Here is a 21,026-nt window from a genome sequence, read left to right as displayed (position 1 = left end):
GAAGGCAAAAATCCCATCAGCGAAGCTGATCTGGAATGGATTTTTGCACGTAACTATGAAGGTACTGAATAGTTACGTCCGGTCACAGTATTTTCCTGTCAGCCCGCTGCCTGATGCGGAATACAGAACGAAACCTCCGCCCCGTCATCCGTATCCCGGATCTCCAGTCCATAACGCTTTCCGTATGTACTCTTCAAACGTTCATTCACATTTTTTAATCCCACGCTGCCGGTCTTGTTTCCTGTCAGGATCCTCTCTGCCTCTTCCGGTTCAAAACCTTTTCCATGGTCTCTGACCCCGATCCGCACCAGATCCTCTCCGGTTCCGCTCTGCACCCGTTTTGCCGAGATCTCCACTCTGCGCACCCCGTCCGCACTGTTTCCATACCGGACAGCGTTCTCCACGATGGGCTGCAGGATAAAGGACGGGACCTGACAGGAGAGACCGTCTTCCACGTTGATCTCCACCCGGAGCTTCTCCTCAAATCTCGCCTTCTCGATCTCCAGATACGTCCGGACATGGTTGATCTCCGTATCGATATCCAGCATGTACTGGTCGTTCTCCAGAGTCTGACGGTAGTAGGACGCTAACGTTAAGATCAGGTCACTGGCCTTTCCCGCATCCTCATCGCAGATGCAGGAGATCGTATTCAGCGCGTTGTAGAGAAAATGCGGGTTTACCTGAGACTGCAGCGCCTTAAACTCCGCTTTTTTCCGCAATTTTTTCTGATATTCCACATTGTAGACCCCTAACTGTGTGGAAAACATCTTCGCAAGTTCCTCCAGAAAATCCCCGATGCTTCGTTCCACACGGCGTCTCTTTTTCACGACAATGGACAGACTTCCGATCTTCTCATCTCCGGTCATGACCGGAACTGTCACCGTCACGAGGGAGTGAAACAGCGGCCGTATCTCCTCATCGAGATCTTCCTCCCAGATACATTCTGCTTTCATTCCTTTTGCCGGTCCTGTCAGATGTTCCAGAAACTTTTCCCGGCGGAAACGGCTGTCATCGATCAGGGAACTCACCGCCAGAACTTCCTTTTCATCCGTGATGATCACCGCCTGACATGGGATCTCACCAAAAATGATATCGGTCACAGCTTCCATATTTTCCCGCTTTCCGAAACCTTTTCTCAGATAGACGAGACTCTTGTCCGCGATTCCCATGGAAAGACGCATCCGCTCCGCAAACAGACTGTCCTCTCGCATATATACCATATCAAAGGTCTTGAAAAAGAGCACCATTCCCACAGAATTCATGACGATCATCGGGACGGCAATCTTTCCCACAAGCTCCATGGCCGCGCCGAGAGGCTTCGAGATCATCAGAATGATCACCATCTGCAGGATCTCCGCCTCTGCAGTCAGGAAAAACAGATCGACGCTGTCCATCTCTCCTGCCTTGTACTTTTTATAGACCAGACTTCCCAGCACGCCTTCCACCAGCGTTGAAACCGCGCAGGAGGCTGCTGTAAAGCCGCCGATATCAAACAGGAACCGGTGGGCTCCGGCGATGAGTGCCGTCATCATTCCGACAAACGGTCCTCCCATGATCCCCGCGGTCAGGACGCCGATGACGCGGGTATTGACGATGGCCCCGCCGGTCTTTGTCCCTGTGTAGGTCGACACGATGCTGATGGCACCGAAGATCACTGCCAACGCCATCTTCTGGGCGATCGTGCTATTCTCTCCCCGGAACAGCTTCCGCACCGATGCCATATTGGTGAGCAGCGTTGCCAGAAGCACCAGCAGTCCGATATTTAAAAGCATGTTGAAAAACATGGTTCCTGTCATAAAGCTCCCCCTGTCCCCGCAGACTGGATGTTCTTGTCTGCCTCTTTCACATGTTTTTATCATATCATATTTTTCTGTTTATTTGTTCAGAAAATGTGAAGCGCGGTCGCTTGCGACAATCTACATCTTCGCGTGAGTGCACATCTTTGGAATTCCCCAGGATTTCCTGTTACATAAAAAAACTCCGGAAGACCTGGGCTTCTTCCCTCAGGTCTTCCGGAGCTTTGCACACCGACCGTAAACCAGGCCGGTATTTTCCTTATGAATTGTAGATATCCTCGTTTAACATTCCCTCGGATTTCGCAACGTAGATCGCGGTTGCGGAGTCACCGACAACGTTAAGCGCCGTTACTAACATCTCGATCGGGCGGTTGATCGCAAGGATCAGGCTGTATGCTAAGAGTGCACCGTCGTTGATGTAGCCAAGGCCGGAAAGGATTGTGAACAGGATGATCGCGCCTGCGCCCGGAGCTGCCGGTGTACCGGCGGATGCGATCAGGGCTAAGAGAGCGATCACGATGAGCTGGGACAGGGTTACATCGTATCCTGCGCAGCCTGCGATGAACAGAGTCGCAACGACCTGCATGATCGCGGTACCATTCATGTTGATGGTCATACCGAGCGGAAGTACGAAGGAAGCGATCTTCTCATCAACACCGAGCTCCTCTGTAGTTGTCTTCACGTTAAGCGGAAGAGCAGCCGCACTGGAGGAAGTGGAGAATCCGAATACTGCTACACGGAAGATCTTCTTTGCAAACTTCACCGGATTCTGCTTTGTTGTAACTGCTACAAAGATCGGGTATCCTACGAAGAGGAATAAGAGAAGCAGGATAACAGTTACGACAACGTATGCCAGAGCCGGTTTTAAGTGGTTGATTCCGTATGTCGCGAATGTTCTTGCAAGGAGAACGAAGATCGCGAACGGACCGAACTTTGTAACAACGTAGTTTAAGAATACAACAACGATATCGTTTACTTCTGTGATGAGCTTCTTTAATGTTGCGCTCTTCTCGTCGCCGACTGCCTTCATGCAGAGACCGAGGGAAACCGCTAAGAACACGATCGCGAGAACGGAAGTGTTTGTACTGAATACCGCTGTGATATTGGACGGAACAATGTTAAGGATCACATTTAACGGGTTGGAACCGGTAGATCCGGCAGAACCTTCAAGACCCTCCACCTGAATATTGAACACACCGGCATTGTAGATCATGATTCCGACTACGCACGCCATAAGTAATGCGAAGAAAGAGCAGATCAGGAAACCTGCGATCGTTTTTACGGAAATTCTGCCGAGAGTTCTTGTATCGGAAATCTGTCCGATCGCAAGTGTGATGGATGTGAATACCATCGGTACGATGACAAGCTGTAAAGAACGGATAAATAACTGACCGATAATATAGAAGATACCGAGTGCCTTTTCAGCGCCTGCCGCTGTGATGTCCTGGAACAGGATGCTGTTGATCGTTGCCCATACGGCTTCCTTGCCTGTGCTGTTGAGGTTTTCTCTTAAGAACATTAACAGAAGACCTGCTACCAGACCGCAGACGAGGGAAATACTCATTCTGACAGCGAGTGAACTTTTCTTTTTCTCCATGTAATCCTCCTTTTTTTAACCGCGCAACACACCCGGAAACATAAGCTTTGGGGCGGCTCTCCAAAACATTCCTGATATGCAGACACAGGCTTAGACTCATTGCCCGCATAAAAATCTCCGGGACACTGACAGGTCTTTCTCGATCCCTGTCAAACTATCCCGGAGATTATATCGTAGTCTGAGCAATTCCGCAAGTAGGAATTTCAAATTTCTTTATGTTTTTTTTACAGAAATTTTATTTACTGGAATCGGCTGCCGGAACAGGCTCCAAAGTCTGTGTCTGATCCAGTGCCGCATTTAACTCCCGGAACGCCGCCGCGAGATCCTGCTCGTTGCCGTCTGTGTCATAGATCCTGCCGTACTGCTCGTGGGAATACATTTTAATATTGTCCAGTGTCACGCTTCGGTCTGTCGTGATCGAGAGATTGTAGTTTTCCTGCCACGGGATGGAACACTCATAATTTCCCGCTTCCGTCACCTGGACCGACTTTTTAGCGTCACCGATCTGGAAGGTGACCTTCGCTGCACCGTTCTTCGGTGCCGCCCAGAATTTTACATAGATCTTGTCCCTTTTTCCAAGACGCCCATGGACATTCTGGCTGAGCACACTGTCTTTTGACAGGGTGACTGCCTTCGACCCGTCATGTTCCGTTTTCTCAACATTTCCGGTAGTATCCCACCCCGTGAGTCCCAGCGCGAACTGGCCATTGTATACACAATCATTTACATAATTCCGGTATACCCAGAGACCGTAGCCGCAGGTAGTATCCTTTAAGATCGGAGCGGATCTCTTCACAAAGTCCGCCACCTGAGACTCCTCGATCTGGGTATTGTAGGAGAATGCCTCTGTGGAATCCGCATAGAGGAACTGCTCCATAAAATACTTCTTTCCGCTCTTTTCCACCAGACCGTTCATGCTGTTCTGCATGGATGCCAGCGCTGTTTCCGCGGAAATATGGTCTCCTACGTTCTGCTGTCCGAGGGACACGCTGTACATAAGAGCGGAGTACTCTGCATCGGCACACGGATACGTGGCGGAGTGGGAATAGTAGGTATGGCTTCCGTCCAGCTGGTAGATCGGGTCGCCGTCGGACCGGATTTCCATGGATAGTCCCGGGAACACTTCCTGACTCTCGGAGAGGAGCTTATTTAAAAAGCTGTCATAGAACTCAAAAAACAGCTTCGCCTCCGGGCGCTTTCTCTCCGGGATCCAGATCTCGGAATAATCCTGGAATGTCTTTCCGTAGACCGCGCCGACCTCCGCAAGGGAGTAGTGGGCCTTCAGGTAATCCTGATATCCGCATCTGGATGCCAGACGGATACTGAGGGCTCTAGTGAGATCCCGGTCCATGTTTGACGTATAGTCCCAGAAGTCCTCCCAGGTAATAAATCCACCCTGAAAGTTCCCGTAGTCGGATACCCGGTCATAGATCGTCTTACAGTAATCTATCCACATCTTCCTGTCATTGCTTCCGTCCTGCACCACACCGGCATATCGCTCCGGAAGGGACGCTTCACCGCTGTAATCCCAGCAGTAACCGATCCGCAGCGTCACCATAAGTCCGTGATCATCCGCGCACTTCATGACCTGATCGAGCTTGGCGAAAGCAGCCTCATTGTACATATTTCCCATATCCCCAGGCTGAAACTCTCTCCACGGGATCACGAGAATGATGCTGTTGAAGCCGTCCGCCTTGATGCGGGCAAAATTTGCCCCCATGTTATCATCTTCAGTTCCCCAGTAGTTGATCGGCCAGGCATCGCCGAAGTAGGTCACGGATTTTAAGTATTCCGGAAATGCCGCCTGCGCTTCCATCCGAAGTTCAGGGATCCCCGCCATCAGGGCTGCGGCGGCCAAAAGCGCTGCCGCTGGTCTTGCCAGTTTTCTTATGTTCATACAATCACCTTTTATAACTGTTCTTCACAGCTTCCTTTTTTGTTTCTGGTATGCATCGGCACACACCGATTCCCGTTTACTATACCACAATATAAAAATTTCTGCAAAATTTATCCTAAAAAAATTCCGCAAAATTTATCCTTGACTAATTTAAGACTTACGGTGATACTTTTATTAGAAAGATCGTAACGGTTCAGCAGGCTGCGCGCTGACCGCACTGGTCGCGCCGGCCGTACTCGCCGCAGTAAAACGCAGACTTTACGGTAATGGAGCGTTGCGAATCATTTATTAAAGGAGGACTTTATAAGCATGGAAAAATCAACGGTTTATTTTACCGATTTCCGGTGTTCGGTTGGAACCAGCCAGTTGGACAAGCTGAAAAAGCTCTGCGTTGCTGCAGGAATCAAAAACATTGACATGGACGGAAAATTCGTCGCGATCAAAATGCATTTCGGTGAGCTCGGAAACCTCGCTTTCCTTCGTCCGAACTACGCGAAAGCCGTTGCGGATCTCTGTAAGGAACAGGGCGGCATGCCGTTTCTGACCGACTGCAACACCCTGTATCCGGGCAGCAGAAAAAATGCCCTGGATCACTTAGACTGTGCAAACCTCAACGGCTTCAACCCGATCTCCACCGGCTGCCAGATCATCATCGGTGACGGTCTTCGCGGAACTGACGAGGTGGAGGTTCCGGTCGTAAACGGAGAATACTGCAAGACGGCCTTCATCGGCCACGCGGTTATGGACGCCGACGTCTTTATCAGCCTGACCCATTTCAAAGGTCATGAATCCACCGGTTTCGGTGGTGCCATCAAAAACATCGGTATGGGCTGCGGAAGCCGTGCCGGAAAAATGCAGCAGCATGCAAGCGGAAAGCCGTCCGTCCGTGAGAAGCTCTGCCGCGGCTGCAGACGCTGTGCGAAGGAGTGCGGAAGCGATGCTATTACATATGTAAATAAGAAAGCCGTCATCGATTATGACAAGTGCAAAGGTTGCGGCCGCTGTATCGGTGCCTGCAGCTTTGATGCTATCTACAACCCGAACTACAATGCCAACGAGCTTTTAGACCGCAAGATGGCAGAGTACGCGCAGGCTGTCTGTTATGACCGCCCGTGCTTCCATATTTCCCTTGTGCAGGATATCAGCCCGAACTGTGACTGCCACGGTGAAAATGATGCCCCGATCCTTCCGGATATCGGAATGTTCGCGAGCTTCGATCCGGTCGCTCTGGACCAGGCCTGCGCGGATGCCTGTCTGAAGGCAGCTCCAATCGCCAATAGCCAGCTTGGAGAACATCTCTCCCAGCCGGGATGGCACTGCCACCATGATCACTTCAAGGATTCCAACCCAAATATCGAATGGCAGGCGACTCTCGATCAGGCGGAAAAGATCGGTCTCGGCACAAGACAGTATGAGCTGAAACGGATCTGATCAGGATCTTCCTTGAAATAAAAAACGGGGAGAAGTTCCATTTTACGGAACTTCTCCCCGCTTTTTATGTACGATTGCAACGCGTCATTCCCTTCATGTTCGCCGGAAAGATCTATTCCCGCTCAATCGCATCCATCAATTTTTTACATCTTCATTCCAATCGCTCTCGGCTTGCATCCGTCCGGAATCGGGCAGTGATAGGTGTCGCCATCCAGCTCTTCCTCCATCTCCGCTTTCGCCTTTGCGATGATCTCCGGATCCTCATACATATCGATCGCTGCGCCTGCCATTGCCTTTGCCGCGTAGATCAGTCCCTTGTGTGCCAGTCCGCTCTTGCCCTGGGAAACAACCTGCCAGGAGTGGCCCGGTGTTCCAGCCGCCCATGTAGCAACGTAGGCCTGGGCAGTCGGGCAGTTCCAGCTCACGTCACCGACGTCCGTGGAACCGAAGGACATGATTCCGTCCGGGTTGAACGGAGCGACAAAGCGGTACATGCTCTCGCCCTTATGGGAAAGGACTTCCGCCTTAGCTGCTTTGTCCTTGCAGTTCTTTGCGATCTTCTCTAAGGACTCAAAACGGCTGTCGCCAACGCCCTCGCTGATGGCTTTGGCAAACTTCATCTCCTCTTCCGTGTACTCCGGAGCGCCAAGCTCCACAAGGTTGTCCCAGAGTTCCTTCGCGATCACCTTGTTGCTCATAAGGTTCGAGCAGCCCTTTACGAAATCGATCTCCACGCGGGTCTCTGTCATATGGGCAGCACCCTCAGCGATCTTGTTGACACGCTGATAGATCTCCTCCACCTGACTGTTCTTCGGGGCACGGATCAGATACAGAACTTCCGCGTACGGCTGTACAACGTTCGGGGAGTATCCGCCGGTGTTTGTGATCGCATAGTGGATTCTCGCTTCCGGAACCACATGCTCTCTTAAGAACTGGACACCCATGTTCATAAGTTCCAGCGCGTCAAGGGCGCTTCGTCCAAGATGCGGTGCGCCGCCTGCGTGGGCGCTCTTTCCATAGAATTTATACGCTACCTGATAGTTTGCGAGGGAGCTTCCCGTGTCGGCCTGCGTTAAATCTCCCGGATGCCATGTGATCGCGGCATCAAGGTTTGCGAACACTCCGCCTTTCGCCATAAATGCCTTTCCGGATCCGCCTTCCTCACCCGGGCAGCCAAAATAGATCACGGTTCCCGGTTTTCCGCTTTCTTCCAGATATTTTTTGATTCCGATCGCCGCGGAGAGGGACGCTGTGCCGAGCATGTTATGTCCGCAGCCGTGTCCGCTGGCGCCATCATGCACAACGATCTTCTCGGTAGCTCCCGCTTCCTGATCCAGTCCGGACAGGGCATCGAACTCGCCTAAGATACCGATCACAGGTTTTCCGGAACCAAACGTGCCCTTAAATGCCGTCTTTACATCCGCAAGACCTGTCTCAACTGTAAAACCTTCTGCTTTCAGAACATCGCAGAGGATCTTCATCGACTTGTCTTCCGTGAAGGCAGTCTCCGCGCAGCCCCAGATCTCGTCGCTGGCGGTAAAGATCTCGCTGGATTTCTTATCAATTTCTTCCCAAGCTGTCTGTTTTCCCATCTCCATATCACCTTTCCTGTACATGATTTCCGGCTGTTGTCCGCACTGCTTTTTTCATTTTTTCTAAAAGCGGCCCTCGAACTTGCATATTCGAGTTATTCTGATTTTTTGCGCAATACGCAACCAGTTATCTATAATTATACTATTTTATTCCATAATGCGCAACCTTTTTATTCTTTTGTGTGTAAAGTAAATTTTCCGTTTTAATTATATCAAATTTTCTCCTCTATTTATGTTGCTCTTCACAGCCGCTTCCGGCTTCGGAGTTTTTTGGACATGGCTTTTTGCTGGCTTTCTGCTGAATCAAATTAAGCTTGCGCTTTTATACCTGCGATGGTATAATTTACAGGTAATGCCCTGTGATACAGGGCGAACGTGAACACACTGGAGGTATCCACATGAACTGGAGTATCGTAGCAAATGTCATTCTTGTCATTCTCCTGATCCTTGTCGTTGTCCTCGCTGTGCTTTACTTCCTCGGACGTAAGATGGAAAAGCGCCAGGTAGAACAGCAGAGCGCGATCGATGCCGCTAAGCAGACTGTGAGTCTGATGGCGATCGACAAGAAAAAGTTGAAAATAAAGGAAGCCGGACTCCCGCCGATCGTTTATGAGCAGACTCCATGGTATGCAAAGTGGATGAAGGTTCCGGTAGTTAAAGCAAAAATCGGTACAAAGATCATGACCATGATCGCCGATGAAAAGGTCTTCCTTCAGCTCCCGTTAAAGACTGAGGTCAAGGTTGAGATCAGCGGTCTTTACATCACAGCGATCAAGTCCGTTCCGCGTGGAGGACTGATCCCGCTTCCGAAGAAGAAAACGATCGGTCAGCGTATCAAAGGAATTTTCAAAAAAGACTGAATCGACAAGAAAAAGACAAAATAAAAAAGCCCCCTCTTCTGATGAATTTAGTTTCATCCAGAAGACAGGGCTTTTTTATTTGATTTTAAATCAATCCTACAGACTTCATAAAGAAGATCCATAAGAACAGTGTAAACATGGACACCGCCGTACTGATCACGACAAACTGTCCGGCAAGCTCTCCGTCACCGCCCATATTCTGCGCCATCGGGTAGGATGCGGCTGCAACCGGTGTCGCGTAGACAGCGATCAGAAGGAACAGCTCAAGTCCACGAAGTCCAAAGGCGTAAGCGATCGCGATGATGATCGCCGGAAGGATAAACAGCTTGCAGGTAAGCGTTGGAACCAGATATTTGAGGTTTTTCCGGATTGCCTTAAACTGTAAGGTTCCACCGAGCACATAGATCGCCAGCGGAGAAGTCATATTGGAGAACGCTGCGATCGGGGTCACAAGACTTCCCGGAAGCTTGATCCCGAGGAAAAAGAAGATCAGACCCACGATGGCACCCTGCAGGAGCGGATTCGTTGCCACCGCCTTCAGTGTCTTCCTAATATCTGATTTTCCCTCTCCGTTGAACATTTCAAGAATAAATACCGATGTGGTATTGTAGATCGACACAACGACCGTAACCATCATAGCCGCGATCGATGCCGCTGAATCTCCGAATACCGCGATCGTGAGCGGCAGTCCGAACAGAACAAAGTTGCTTCGGAAAATCGCCTGGATGATAACGCCTCTTCTGGGGTTTTCCTTTACGATCTTCGGAATGATCACGATCAGGATCGCCTCGACGATCAGGATGCTGGCCCCCGTGAAGATCAAAAGCAATGGTCTCGGAAGCGACTCGGCATCGGCTTTATAAATATTGTAGAAGGTCATAAACGGATAAAATACCCGGAAGACCATCTGGTTCAGCTTCTGTAAAAATTCCTCTTTCACAATTCCTCTGATCTTCATCGTATATCCGAGCGCCAGATAACAGAAGAACGGGATGACCGCATTAACCGCGACTAAAAAACTCTCCATACATCGTTTGTCCTCTCACAGCTTCCCCTTTGACCGCGATCTTTCCAAATACAGTCCGCGGGACCCGCTGCGTCCTTTCTTTTTTATCCTGTAACCTTCCAATACCTCACATCCGTTTTCCGTTACATCGGGATTCCCAATACCTCTTCTTTTCTTGATGACGCCAGGATCTCTGTATTACAGTCGAATGCATACTCCCCGTTCATCTCCATGGAATATTTGATTCTTAGAAGAATGGACTCTTCGTCCTCCTCAACTTCAAGCAGGGAAGTCGTGATCCCCATCAGGAACAGTCCCATCGGCGTCCGGTAGTTTGCTGTCGTCCGTCTTCCGGGTTCAAAGATCATGTGGCTCTCCACAAGTCCGCGTTTCATGACCTCGATCCGGTTCTCCATCACTTTCACCGTATTGTGGGTCGGTGTGCCCGTCTCGTCAAGCGACTCATCATAGATCAGATACTGCTTGCCGTTTTTCACATAATACGTCCCCGGGGTGATCATCTCGACCGTGTCCTCTTCCTCACCGATCGTCTGTACCCCCCGGACACGGACTAAAATATCCTTTGTCATGTAAATCTCCCCTGATATATCATTTTGAACGGTCCGCACAGCTTCAGGCACGGACCGCTGTGAACATTTTTATCTCTCATATCTCCGAAACGCGTGATCGATCAGATCGTCGATCAGCTGTCTCTTGTCTACACCTCTTGCCTCCCACAACATCGGATACATGCTGATGGCGGTGAAGCCCGGAAGTGTGTTGATCTCATTGAATACGACCGTTCCGTCGGCCTTTACAAAGAAATCCACGCGGGATAAGCCGTAGCCGTCCACCGCGTTGAAGATCTTAACGGCATCCTCACGGACACGCTCTGTGGCTCCGTCAGGAAGCTCCGGGTCAACGACGGTCTTGGACTCCGCATTGTAGTATTTCGCGTCGAAATCATAGAACTCAGCCGCAGCAAGGATCTCACCCACGCCGGAGGCTTTCGTGGAATCACCGTCACCGAATACGCCGCACTCAATCTCACGGCCCACGATCATCTCCTCTACGAGGATACGGCGGTCATTGTCAGCTGCTTCCCTTAAACCGGTAATCAGCTCTTCTCGGTTGTCTGCTCTTGTAACACCTCTGGAGGAACCGGCGTTAGACGGCTTTACAAATACCGGATATGGGATCTCTTTTTCGATTTTCGCGATAACCGCATCCATATCCTTTAATTCCGCTTTCATAACGGAAACGTAAGCTGCCTGACAGATGCCGAGTCCGCTTACCATGCGCTTTGTGGAAAGCTTATCCATCGATACCGCGGAAGCGAGAACGCCGCAGCCGACGTACGGGACCTTCGCAAGCTCAAGGATTCCCTGTACGGTTCCGTCCTCACCGTAGAGACCGTGAAGGACCGGGAATACCACATCCACCGGAATCTTCTCAAAAGATCCGTTCTCTGTGACGATCAGGCATTTCTCCTTTGCGTCCGGAGACAGCACCGCCCCAGTTTTTGACTCTCTCCAGGTATCATCTTTGACCTGGCTTAAGGAGTCCACCTTTACCCAGTGTCCGTCCTCCGTGATCCCGACGAGGATCACATTATATTTCTCCTCATTGATATTTGCTGCCACATTCTGTACAGACATACAGGATACTACATGCTCAGATGACTGTCCGCCAAACAGGACAACGATATTTTTCTTTTCCATGATGTTTTTTTTGATTCCTCTCTGATTTTCTATTCAAGTCGAACGTCCGTGAGATTTGGCGCGTGATCCCGGTCAGCAAAGCCGGCAGATTCCTTACAGGACCACTGTGCACCCGAATCATTTCCCCCGATGCACTGGCACTGGACGGGCTGTTTTGACATGTTATCGTTTAGATTATAGCACAACTGGTAATAATTACAAACAGGAAATAACATTTGCCTCTGACATAAAAAGTAAAAAGCAAAGAAGGTGTATCTATGAAACGAACCTGTAAGCTCAGTCTCTCTTTCCTGTGTTTTTTGATCTGTTTTCTTCTTTCCATGTCCGGCATCCGGGCGCGGGACGAGGCTCTGGCGGCGGATATTGCCCCAAAGATCCTGCGGTTCCATGTTCTCGCGAACAGTGATTCCGCCAAAGACCAGGCGTTAAAGCTCTGCGTAAAGGATCTTCTGCTGGAAAAGATCCGGGACGGTGCCGCCGCAGATCAGATTTCCGGAAAAGAGGAGCTGAAAGCATATATCCTGTCTGAATCTTCCACACTGGAAGCCGCAGCAGAAGACTTTATCCACAGCTTCGGGTATGATTACGCTGTACATGTGGGGATCGAGACCTGCAGGTTTCCGGTGCGCACCTACGGGGACATGACATTTCCCGCCGGGATGTATGAAGCCGTCCGGGTGACCATCGGGAACGGTGCCGGGCACAACTTCTGGTGCGTTCTGTACCCATCCTTATGCTACACGGACAGCGTTCATGCGTCGATGCCGGAGGAATCGAAGGAAATGTTGAAAAATCTGATCCCGGAGGACGATTTTCAGTCGCTGCTAAAGGCAAGACCGGCCTGTTTCCTGAAAAGCACCAGCCCAGCGGCCACTGGCGAACACACTTCCCATACAGCTATCGCCTCTGCAGCCACCCCTGATAATACTGCCAAAACTTCGGGTAAAAAAAGTGAGCAGGAAACATCTTCCCTGCCCACTGTGAAAGTCCGTTTTCGGATCGCTGAACTATTTTCAGCGCATCCGCAGCTTACTGACTAAGACTTAAGTTTCCCTTAACCGCCCAGTCATAGGTCTCCATCGCCTGGAACAATGAGAGGTCTCCGGTCTTCACCGCGATCTCCTTTGTCTTTAAGGAGTTCTGCTGCTGCATATACTCAAGGCGTCCGATGGTTCCTAACTGCCATTTTCTCTCGGCAGTCTCCATCTTCGTCTTTTCCAGCTCGTAAGCTGCCTTTGCTGTCTGGAGCTCGTTTCTCTTCTGGAGAACGTCGTTGTAAAGGTTTACGAGGGAGGACGCGACTTCTTCCTTCTCCTGCTTGATCGTGCGCTGTAAGTTCTGGTACTCGACGGAGCCTGCGTCCTTGTTGTCGAGGTCCAGCACGTTGTATCGGATCGTAAAGTTGTTGTCCTGCGCCGCCTGTTTGTCCTTCTCCGGGTTCATTCCGTCGATCCTTGTAAGATCAGCTGCCGGGACATCCTTGATCTCCGGCTTTGCGTCATACTTCCATCCGAGCATCGTGCAGAGGGTCTGACGGAGCTTCTGCTCACTGGATGTCAGTGTCAGTTTCGTTGCCTGGGTGGACTCCAGCTGCTGTCTCGCGGAAAGGACCTGGCTCTGGGTCGCAAGACCGTTGGCTGCCTGGTTCTGGGTGGACTGGTAGACTGCCTCTAAGAGTGTGAGTCCGCTCTCTAAGCTCTCCTCGTTGAGCTTTAACTGCTTGTAGCCGATCATGGCGCTCTGGGCGCCGGCGGTCAGCGCCGCGCGGGTGCTGTCCACAAGCTTGATATGCATCTGCTCCGGGGATACCTGTTCCAGGCTGTCGCCCTGCAGCGCAATTGCGTCTGCCTGGTAGTCCATGAGTTCTGAACTGTAATAGAGCTGTGCGTAGTTTGTCGGAGTCATTGCCGGAACTTTACCGATCATCTCTTTGGCTGCGTCAAGAGAGCCTTTCAGTGTACTTGCCGTATCCGCAAGCTCTCCCGAACTATCCAGTAATTTTGATTTCAGCTTCACGACATCCTTTGCTGCGTCCTTCTTATCGGAATATGTCTCTTTCACTGTCTTAAACGTCGGGCTGTAGACCTCAACAAGCTTCCCGATCTCGTCATATTCCAGCATGTTATCCGCGAGCTTCTTCATCGTCGCGTCATCGTACTCATTTCCCGGCTGGGATATAAATCCGTTCTCATCCGCAACACCGGTCGCCTGAACCGCCTTCGTCGCTGCGAAAGCGTTCACAGGCGCTGCCGCAAGCGCAAGCGCAAGTGCTGCCGGAATCACACGTCCTGTCAAATTTCTTTTCATTCTGATTCTCCTTTAGCTCTGCGATGAGGAACCGATATCGAGAAGTCCCTCAAGCGCCCACTGATAGTTTTCGATTGCTCCTGTAAGGTCGAGCTTTGCCGCTGTGTGGGATGCCTCACTGGAAAGCCATGCGGACTCCGCCTGGAGGTATTCCTGGCGGCTCATCATTCCGAGGGCATTTTTCCTGTCAGCAGCTGCCTTGTCGGCCTTTGCGGCTCCGTAAAGCGTCTCAGATGCCTCGTAGGCTTTCTGTTTCTGCTTTACGTCCTGGTACATAAGATCCAGGGAAGAACGGATAGAATCTTCCTGGTCCTTGATATTTCTGGCTTTCTTTACTGCTCCGCCGGAGGAACTGGCCTTTGCCATTCTTGTATCATACAGCGTATAGTTCATCTCGATGGCCTTCGCCTCGTCCTTCTTCGGATCGAAGGAATCGATCACCGTAAGATCCGGTTCCGGAACCTTTGTAATCTCAGGGTCCGCGTTGTACTCCCAGCCTAACATCGTGATCAGCGTCTGCTTCTGGCTGTTTAGACTGGATGCCGCCTGAAGCGCACTTCCGTTTGCGGAATTTAAGGCATCTTCTACGGTCAGAACATCTTCCGTTGACATCATTCCGAGATCTTTTTTCTTCAGTGCCGCCTCATAATTCTGCTTTGCGATCTCCTGATTTAAGACAGCAATATCATACTGATCCTTTAATGTCTCATAAGTGCGCATCGCTTCCCTTGCGGTTTTTGTCTTCTCATTTCTCGCGATACGAAGTCCGCGGAGTGCTGAGCCGCCGTTCTTTTTTCCATTTGCGGTATCTTCCAGCTGCTGCGCATAAGCGCGCAGGGCATGCATGTTTGTCCTATATTCTTTATATTCGCTGCGGGTTGAGCTGTCATTTTTCAGATCATCCGCGTCATTCTCCAGCTCATCCGCCTCCGCGCGGAGATCCGCCGCCAGCGCTAACATCTGGTCCTTTGTAAGGCCCGTGGATCCGCCCGGATTGTAATAATACTTCTGCAGCTGGTTCTGATAATCCGTATTATACCTCTCGATCAGTCCCGGGAGCTCCCAGTATTCCAGGGTATTGTCCTTAAACTTTTCAAGCGCTGCTTCGTCATATTCTGTGACCGCGACATCCTTCGTCGCAGCTAACGCAGGAATTCCGGTACCCGCTGCCGCCAGGGAAAGACTTCCCATAAAAACGGCTGAGAGCACGGTCAGACCTGCCTTTTTCCATTGATTCTGTCTCATAGGTTTCCCTCCATCTATGAGCATAACGATTTCATCGCAGAAACGCAATAACATTTCTCTTACATTTTCTTTCCAAATACGGCAATCCGGTGGCAATTTTATTCACCCCGGCTTCCGCTTCCAAAAGCAGGAAGCCCCGCAGAGCATTCCGCATTCCGGCTGACCGCCTCCCGACCGGGCAGCGGCCGTCTCTTGCAGACTCTGCAGGGATCCGCTTTCAATGTTCAAAGCTTAATCTACGTCAACGATTTCTTCCTTATCCGTATTCTTTCCGCTCATGATCACATAGAAGACCGGAAGAACAAGAAGTGCCATCGCTGTAGAGACGATCAGTCCGCCGACATCCACAAGGGCGAGTCCCTGCATCGTCTTACCGGCATTTCCGTAAGCCGCCGCCATCGGGATCATTGCCACGATCGTCGTGAGTGTTGTCATGAACATCGGGCGCATACGGGTCGCGCCGGCTTCAATGACCGCCTCCTTAAAGTCCATCGTTGCCCGGTACTGGTTCGCCGTATCGACGTACAAAATACCGTTGTTTACTACCGTTCCGACTAACATTAAGAAGCCTAACAGGGAGGTCATGCTGATCGGGCAGTCCACTAACCATAAGAACAGGAAGGAACCGATCAGGGCGAACGGGATCGTTGTCATCACCATGATGGAGAACTTCGGTGACTCGAACTGTGCAGCCATTACAACGAATACGAGGAATACGGCTGTGGCGATCGCCTGTCCCAGGGACGCAAACTCTTCGTTCATCATCTTTGTGGATGTGTTTTCCTGCATGGAGATCGTGCCGGATAAGTACTTATCAATGACCTCCTTCTGGATCTTATCCTTCGTGGTGCTGTCCGCTCCCTCTGTCAGCGTACCGGTGATCGTCACCTGATACTGCTTATCACTCTTTGTGATACTCTGCGGGCTGTCCTTGAAGCCGATATCCGCGATATCCATAAGGGCTACGGATCCGCCGGTCGCTGTCGGAAGGACGATTCCCTGGAGCTTATCGATCGTATCGTACTCATCATCCGCGTACTCAACCTTTACATCGATATCATTTCCGTCAACATTCAGGGTCGTTGCCGTCGTTCCGCTGACCATCATGTATACCTGGGAAGCAACGGCGGTCGGGGAAAGTCCCTCCGCTGCCGCCTTGACCGGATCCACATTGATCTTTACAAGGGGAGCGCTGTTTTCAAGGGAAGAGTGGATGTTTGTCGCCTCCGGGCGTTTCTGGAGCTCGGAAACGATCTCATCCGATACCTTCTTTAAGTCATCGTACTGTGTGCTGACAAGAATGTACTCGAGATCCTCCGCTGCTCCCATGGACATGGTGCTCATGGAGTTCTGGCTCTCGAGGCTCACGGAGCAGTCGGACCACTTCTGCATATCACGTTTCCACTCCTTGATGACCTGATCCGTCTTTCTGCTTCTGTCATCCTTTAAATATGCCGTCAGGGTCGCTCCGCTTCCGCCCATATTCATGGAAAGTCCGGAACTTCCGTAGGAGAGCATGTAGGAATCAAGATCCGGATCCTGAGTCACATAGTCTTCTGCTCTCTGGAGGATCTTATCGACCTCCTCGATCTTAAGACCCGGCTGGGTCTCGATCGTCACCGCGATCGTTCCCTGATCATCTGCCGGCATAAGCTCTGTCTTTAACTTTGTCGCAAGGAACAGGGAGAAGATCACAAGCACAACGGCGGTTCCCATGACCATCGCTTTTTTCTTTAAAAGCTTCTCCATCAGGGAACGGTATCCATTCTGCAGAGCTCTCATGATGCCGGATGCCGGGGTATTTTCCTTCTCCTTCGGACGGTAGTACACGTAGCAGAGCGGTACAAGCGTCATCGCGGAGATCAGGGACGCGATCATACAGAATACGATCGTGAAGCCCAACGGCTTGAACATCTGTCCGCTCATTCCGGAGATCAGGGCTAACGGGATAAATACGACACAGGTCGTAACGGTACCGCCGATAATGGATTCCAGAACGGCTGCCGTACCATCGATCGCGGCTTTTCTCGTTTCAACAAAGCCGCCGCCCTTATCCGTAAAGCGGAAGCAGCTTTCCAGAACTACGATCGAGTTATCGACCATCATTCCGACGCCGAGAACCAGGCTCGACAGGGTGATAACGTTTAGCGTAAAGCCCATGACCTTCATGAGGATGAGCGCCGCTAAAATTGATACCGGGATGGAGGTTCCAACGATCAGGGATGCCTTGATATCCCCGAAGAACAGCCAGATGATGAACATCGCGATAATGACTGCCATGATCATGGTCTGGAATACGCTGTTTAAGGAATTGCTGATCTGATCACTGTAATCGTTGACAACGACGTACTCCAGAGACGGATCCTGTGCTTTTAACGTTTCCATTGTCTCCTGGACTGCCCTGGAAACGGTAATGTGATCGCTGTCCTGATTTTTCTTGACACCGATCGTCATCGTGTCCTTGCCGTCGTAACGTCCGATACTGTCCTTTGCCTCAACGGTATTGTAGATATTGGCAACATCTTCCATATAGATGATATTTCCGTTACCCAGTGTGATCGGGATCTTCTTTAAAAGCTCCATCGTGTCAAAGGATGTTCCGGATGTCACGGAAAGCTCCTTGTTTCCAACGGAGGTACTTCCGATCGGCATGGAAAAGTCCGCAGACTTTAAAGCCGCAACAATCGTATTCATGTTCACATGATACTGGCTTAATTTTTCCGGGATCAGCTCCGCCTTGATGTAAGCCTCCTGGCCACCGGATACATCGACACTGGCTACGGAGGTCAGCTTTTCGATCTCCGGAACGATATCGCCATTTACGTAGTTATAGAGGTTATCCACGCTGTCATTGTTGACTGCGAGGGTGATGGACGGTGTACTGTTGATATCCATCTCGATGATCGTCGGGGTATCGACATCATCCGGGAGATCCGACTTGATCCCGTCCAGCTTTTTCTTTAAGTCATCGTAGGCTTTATCGATATTCTGGTCATAGTCATACTGGACCAGAACCATTCCGAAGTTTTCCGAAGACATGCTGGTGACAGAATCGACACCGGAAAGCGTTCCGATCTCATCCTCTATCTTACTGATCACAAGCTGATCCACGTCATCCGGGCTCGCTCCCGGGTAGACTGCGCTGATGATAAGCATCGGCATCTCCATTTCCGGGATCAGCTCAAGCTGGGATGAAAAGATCGAGCTGAGACCGAATACGATCAGGCAGAGCACAACAAGAACGGTTGTGACCGGCCGTTTTAAGACCTTTTTGGTAAGTCCCATGTTCCTTGTGCCTCCTTATTTTGCTGCCGTTTCTGCGGCTTCTGTAGTCTCTTCTGCTGTTGTCTCACTGCTGCCGGCTGTCGTTTCCGCACTGTCATCACTGCCCTGAATATTCACAGCGGCGCCGTCATAAAGCTCCTTGGACCAGCTTGTGATGACCTCGTCATCATAGGAAAGTCCGGAAACGATCTGGATCTTGTCGGAATCGATGAGTCCGTCTTCCACCGGAGTCTTTTTCGCTGTTGCTGTCGCAGCATCATATGTATAGACGTAGGCGTCTCCGTTGCTGTAGTTGACACAGTCTGCCGGAACGACCATGACGTTGTCCGCCTTCTCCGCTGTCACATAAACCTTTACCATCGTTCCGCTGGCAAGTCCGTCCGCGTCACCTAAGGTCGCTTTCACCTTGAAAAGTCCTGTGGACGCGTCCACCATGCTGCCGATCTCGGAGATCGCGCCGCTGTAATCCGTTCCGTTCTTCTCCACCGTCACAGGATCACCGATATTTAATCCCTTCATGACACGCTCCGACACGTTGAAGGTCAGTGTTTTTCCGCCTGCACCGGATACAACGCCTGCGACAGAACCGCCCGCAGACATATCATGCACCTGCACGCCGAACTGCTCTAAGACACCGGCGATCGGCGCGGTAACGACCGTGTTCTCGCTCTGAGTATCATAGTTTAATTTTGCGGAATCATACTGGAGCTTCGCCATGGACAGACCGCTTACCGCCTGCTCGTAGGCCTGGGCGGAAATATCCCCGCTCTCGTAGAGCGCCTTCATCCTGTTTACAGATGTCTGGGCATCATTTAAGGATACCTGGGTCGTATTTAACGTGATTCTTGCCGCGTCTAACTGCTTGTTGTCGATGCGGAACAGCTTCTGCCCCTTCTGTACGGTATCGCCCTGATTTACATAGACCTCCAGTACTTCTCCGCTTCCCTTCGGGATGATGTACACCTGATCGGCCGGTTCCACGGTACCTGTCAGTCCTGTGGAAAGTTCAATATTTCCTGTCTCCGGTGTCTGGACGACGACGGTCGGGTTCGGAACGGCCTCAATCGGCTCTTCTTTTTTCGTAAATCTTGTGAACATCAGGGCTCCAAATGCGCCGACGCATACAAGCCCGATTACGATCTTACCTGCTTTCTTCATGGTTCCTCCTCATTTTCTGTAACATGCTGCTGTGGTACGACTCCGGTTGTTCTGTTTTTATGAACGTCCCTCGTCTGTTTTCTTCCTGCTGCCCTCTGTTTTATATCCACATATGCCATAATGGAGCATATGGATATGACGTTTGTAATATTCGGAAGCTTCCGTTCTCGACTCACCGTCCCGGAAAAAACGTTTGAGTGACATGATGAATACGATCATGTGCATCTCGATCAGCTCGAAAAACTCCTGATGATCCAGATCACATTTCTCTTTGTTGACATGTTCATACAACAGTTTTAAAAATTTCCGGTTTGCCTCCATCGCCTCCGGGTTCGAATCCGGTCCGCCTTTGAATAGTTCTACCAGTCTTGCGCTGTTGACCAGGTTGTGAAAGATCGCAGACAACCCTGAATCCTCAAGCCGGTCCATCCCGAGATCAAAGATCTGCTCCAGGACCTCCCATAGGTCTCCGCCGTTTTCGTCCAGCATCGTGATGTACGATGTGAAATGCTGTTCCGCCTGGTTGCAGATCAGCCATTTTAACAGATCCTGTTTATCTTCAAAATATGTGTAAAAGCTTCCTCTCGATATATCCGCGTCGTGAACGATCCGGTTGATCGACACTTCCTCCGGAGCTACCCTCATAAATTCCTTTGCCGCCGCAGCCCGAATTGCTTCGATCTTTTCCTTCGGAAGCCGCATAAACCGTTCGGTCGGCATAATTCCATCTCCCCTCTTCTATAAAAACCGGTTCAAAAAGTGACAACCCGTCACCATTATAATGACACCCTGTCATTCTGTCAATATCTGTTTTTCCAGTTTATAATGATTTTATATTTTCGTAAGGTTTGCAAAATTTCTGCATAGAACCTCCTGCCTCCGGTCCGATCCCGTCTGTGATTTCCGCTGTTTTGCTCAGCCTACCATGCCCATGTTTCAGAATTGTTTTCCGATTGTTGCAGTTTCATGAATCCTGCAGATTTTCCCGGAAATATCGGATTGTACAGGAATAAATACCAATTCATAGCATGTTTGTAGGAATTGCTTCTTGCATATTTTTCTCAATACAGGTATAATATCATTGCATCACCTAGTAAGCGACTAGGTTTAGTCCCGGCAGACGGAACGTAT

At 50.6% G+C, this 21,026-nt stretch carries 15 protein-coding genes; 3 read left to right on the top strand and 12 right to left on the bottom strand.

Annotated features, from left to right (window positions below; all coding sequences use genetic code 11):
- Positions 1-98 precede the first annotated feature (98 nt).
- The 3 genes from ABCW45_RS04605 to ABCW45_RS04595 form a co-directional block, all read right to left on the bottom strand.
- Positions 99-1,796, bottom strand: coding sequence for a LytS/YhcK type 5TM receptor domain-containing protein (locus ABCW45_RS04605; protein ID WP_343220379.1), 1,698 nt, complete (start codon positions 1,794-1,796; stop codon positions 99-101).
- 259 nt (positions 1,797-2,055) lie between these two features.
- Positions 2,056-3,393: a dicarboxylate/amino acid:cation symporter gene (locus ABCW45_RS04600; RefSeq protein WP_117469123.1), complete on the bottom strand. Its 1,338-nt coding sequence runs from the start codon at positions 3,391-3,393 to the stop codon at positions 2,056-2,058.
- 235 nt (positions 3,394-3,628) lie between these two features.
- Entirely contained in the window at positions 3,629-5,290 is a 1,662-nt protein-coding gene (locus ABCW45_RS04595) for a glycoside hydrolase family protein (protein WP_343220378.1), read from the bottom strand.
- 309 nt (positions 5,291-5,599) lie between these two features.
- On the opposite strand from ABCW45_RS04595, the gene ABCW45_RS04590 reads away from it, so the two are divergent.
- Positions 5,600-6,721, top strand: a complete 1,122-nt coding sequence (locus ABCW45_RS04590; protein WP_021904522.1) for a DUF362 domain-containing protein — start codon at positions 5,600-5,602, stop codon at positions 6,719-6,721.
- Positions 6,722-6,864: 143 nt separating this feature from the next.
- Here the strand turns inward: ABCW45_RS04590 and ABCW45_RS04585 are convergent, their stop codons facing one another.
- Positions 6,865-8,313 carry a M20 family metallopeptidase gene (locus ABCW45_RS04585; protein WP_117503681.1) on the bottom strand — a complete coding sequence of 483 codons (1,449 nt, stop codon included), beginning with the start codon at positions 8,311-8,313 and terminating at the stop codon, positions 6,865-6,867.
- Between the two features lie 398 nt (positions 8,314-8,711).
- Between ABCW45_RS04585 and ABCW45_RS04580 the strand changes: the two genes are divergently transcribed.
- On the top strand, positions 8,712-9,173 hold the full coding sequence (locus tag ABCW45_RS04580) for a hypothetical protein (protein ID WP_015553212.1): 462 nt from the start codon (positions 8,712-8,714) through the stop codon (positions 9,171-9,173).
- 85 nt (positions 9,174-9,258) lie between these two features.
- On the opposite strand, the gene ABCW45_RS04575 is transcribed toward ABCW45_RS04580, so the two are convergent.
- The 3 genes from ABCW45_RS04575 to ABCW45_RS04565 all read right to left on the bottom strand — a co-directional run bounded on the left by ABCW45_RS04575 (position 9,259) and on the right by ABCW45_RS04565 (position 11,900).
- Positions 9,259-10,200, bottom strand: coding sequence for an AEC family transporter (locus ABCW45_RS04575; RefSeq protein WP_343220377.1), 942 nt, complete (start codon positions 10,198-10,200; stop codon positions 9,259-9,261).
- A 122-nt stretch (positions 10,201-10,322) separates the two neighbouring features.
- Positions 10,323-10,769: a YwiB family protein gene (locus tag ABCW45_RS04570; RefSeq protein ID WP_117469120.1), complete on the bottom strand. Its 447-nt coding sequence runs from the start codon at positions 10,767-10,769 to the stop codon at positions 10,323-10,325.
- A 69-nt stretch (positions 10,770-10,838) separates the two neighbouring features.
- Complete coding sequence (locus tag ABCW45_RS04565; protein WP_117551746.1) at positions 10,839-11,900, bottom strand: D-alanine--D-alanine ligase family protein; 1,062 nt, start codon at positions 11,898-11,900, stop codon at positions 10,839-10,841.
- A gap of 257 nt (positions 11,901-12,157) precedes the next feature.
- On the opposite strand from ABCW45_RS04565, the gene spoIIR reads away from it, so the two are divergent.
- Positions 12,158-12,940, top strand: a complete 783-nt coding sequence (spoIIR, locus tag ABCW45_RS04560; protein ID WP_117503648.1) for a stage II sporulation protein R — start codon at positions 12,158-12,160, stop codon at positions 12,938-12,940.
- Here the strand turns inward: spoIIR and ABCW45_RS04555 are convergent.
- The 5 genes from ABCW45_RS04555 to ABCW45_RS04535 form a co-directional block, all read right to left on the bottom strand.
- The gene (locus ABCW45_RS04555; RefSeq protein ID WP_117469117.1) at positions 12,930-14,207 is read right to left on the bottom strand and encodes a TolC family protein; all 1,278 of its coding nucleotides are present in this window, start codon (positions 14,205-14,207) and stop codon (positions 12,930-12,932) included. The two genes, spoIIR and ABCW45_RS04555, sit on opposite strands and share 11 nt — an antisense overlap.
- A gap of 12 nt (positions 14,208-14,219) precedes the next feature.
- Entirely contained in the window at positions 14,220-15,452 is a 1,233-nt protein-coding gene (locus ABCW45_RS04550; RefSeq protein WP_343220376.1) for a TolC family protein, read from the bottom strand.
- A 231-nt stretch (positions 15,453-15,683) separates the two neighbouring features.
- Positions 15,684-18,737: an efflux RND transporter permease subunit gene (locus tag ABCW45_RS04545; RefSeq protein ID WP_117503650.1), complete on the bottom strand. Its 3,054-nt coding sequence runs from the start codon at positions 18,735-18,737 to the stop codon at positions 15,684-15,686.
- A 15-nt stretch (positions 18,738-18,752) separates the two neighbouring features.
- On the bottom strand, positions 18,753-19,895 hold the full coding sequence (locus ABCW45_RS04540; protein WP_117503651.1) for an efflux RND transporter periplasmic adaptor subunit: 1,143 nt from the start codon (positions 19,893-19,895) through the stop codon (positions 18,753-18,755).
- A 57-nt stretch (positions 19,896-19,952) separates the two neighbouring features.
- Positions 19,953-20,615 carry a TetR/AcrR family transcriptional regulator gene (locus ABCW45_RS04535; RefSeq protein ID WP_117503652.1) on the bottom strand — a complete coding sequence of 221 codons (663 nt, stop codon included), beginning with the start codon at positions 20,613-20,615 and terminating at the stop codon, positions 19,953-19,955.
- Positions 20,616-21,026 lie beyond the last annotated feature (411 nt).

Source organism: Pilosibacter fragilis, assembly GCF_032490495.1.
In the GTDB taxonomy this organism is placed as follows: domain Bacteria; phylum Bacillota; class Clostridia; order Lachnospirales; family Lachnospiraceae; genus Pilosibacter; species Pilosibacter fragilis.
Note: the sequence above shows the minus strand (reverse complement) of the source record. Positions and strands in the feature narration are given on the sequence as shown.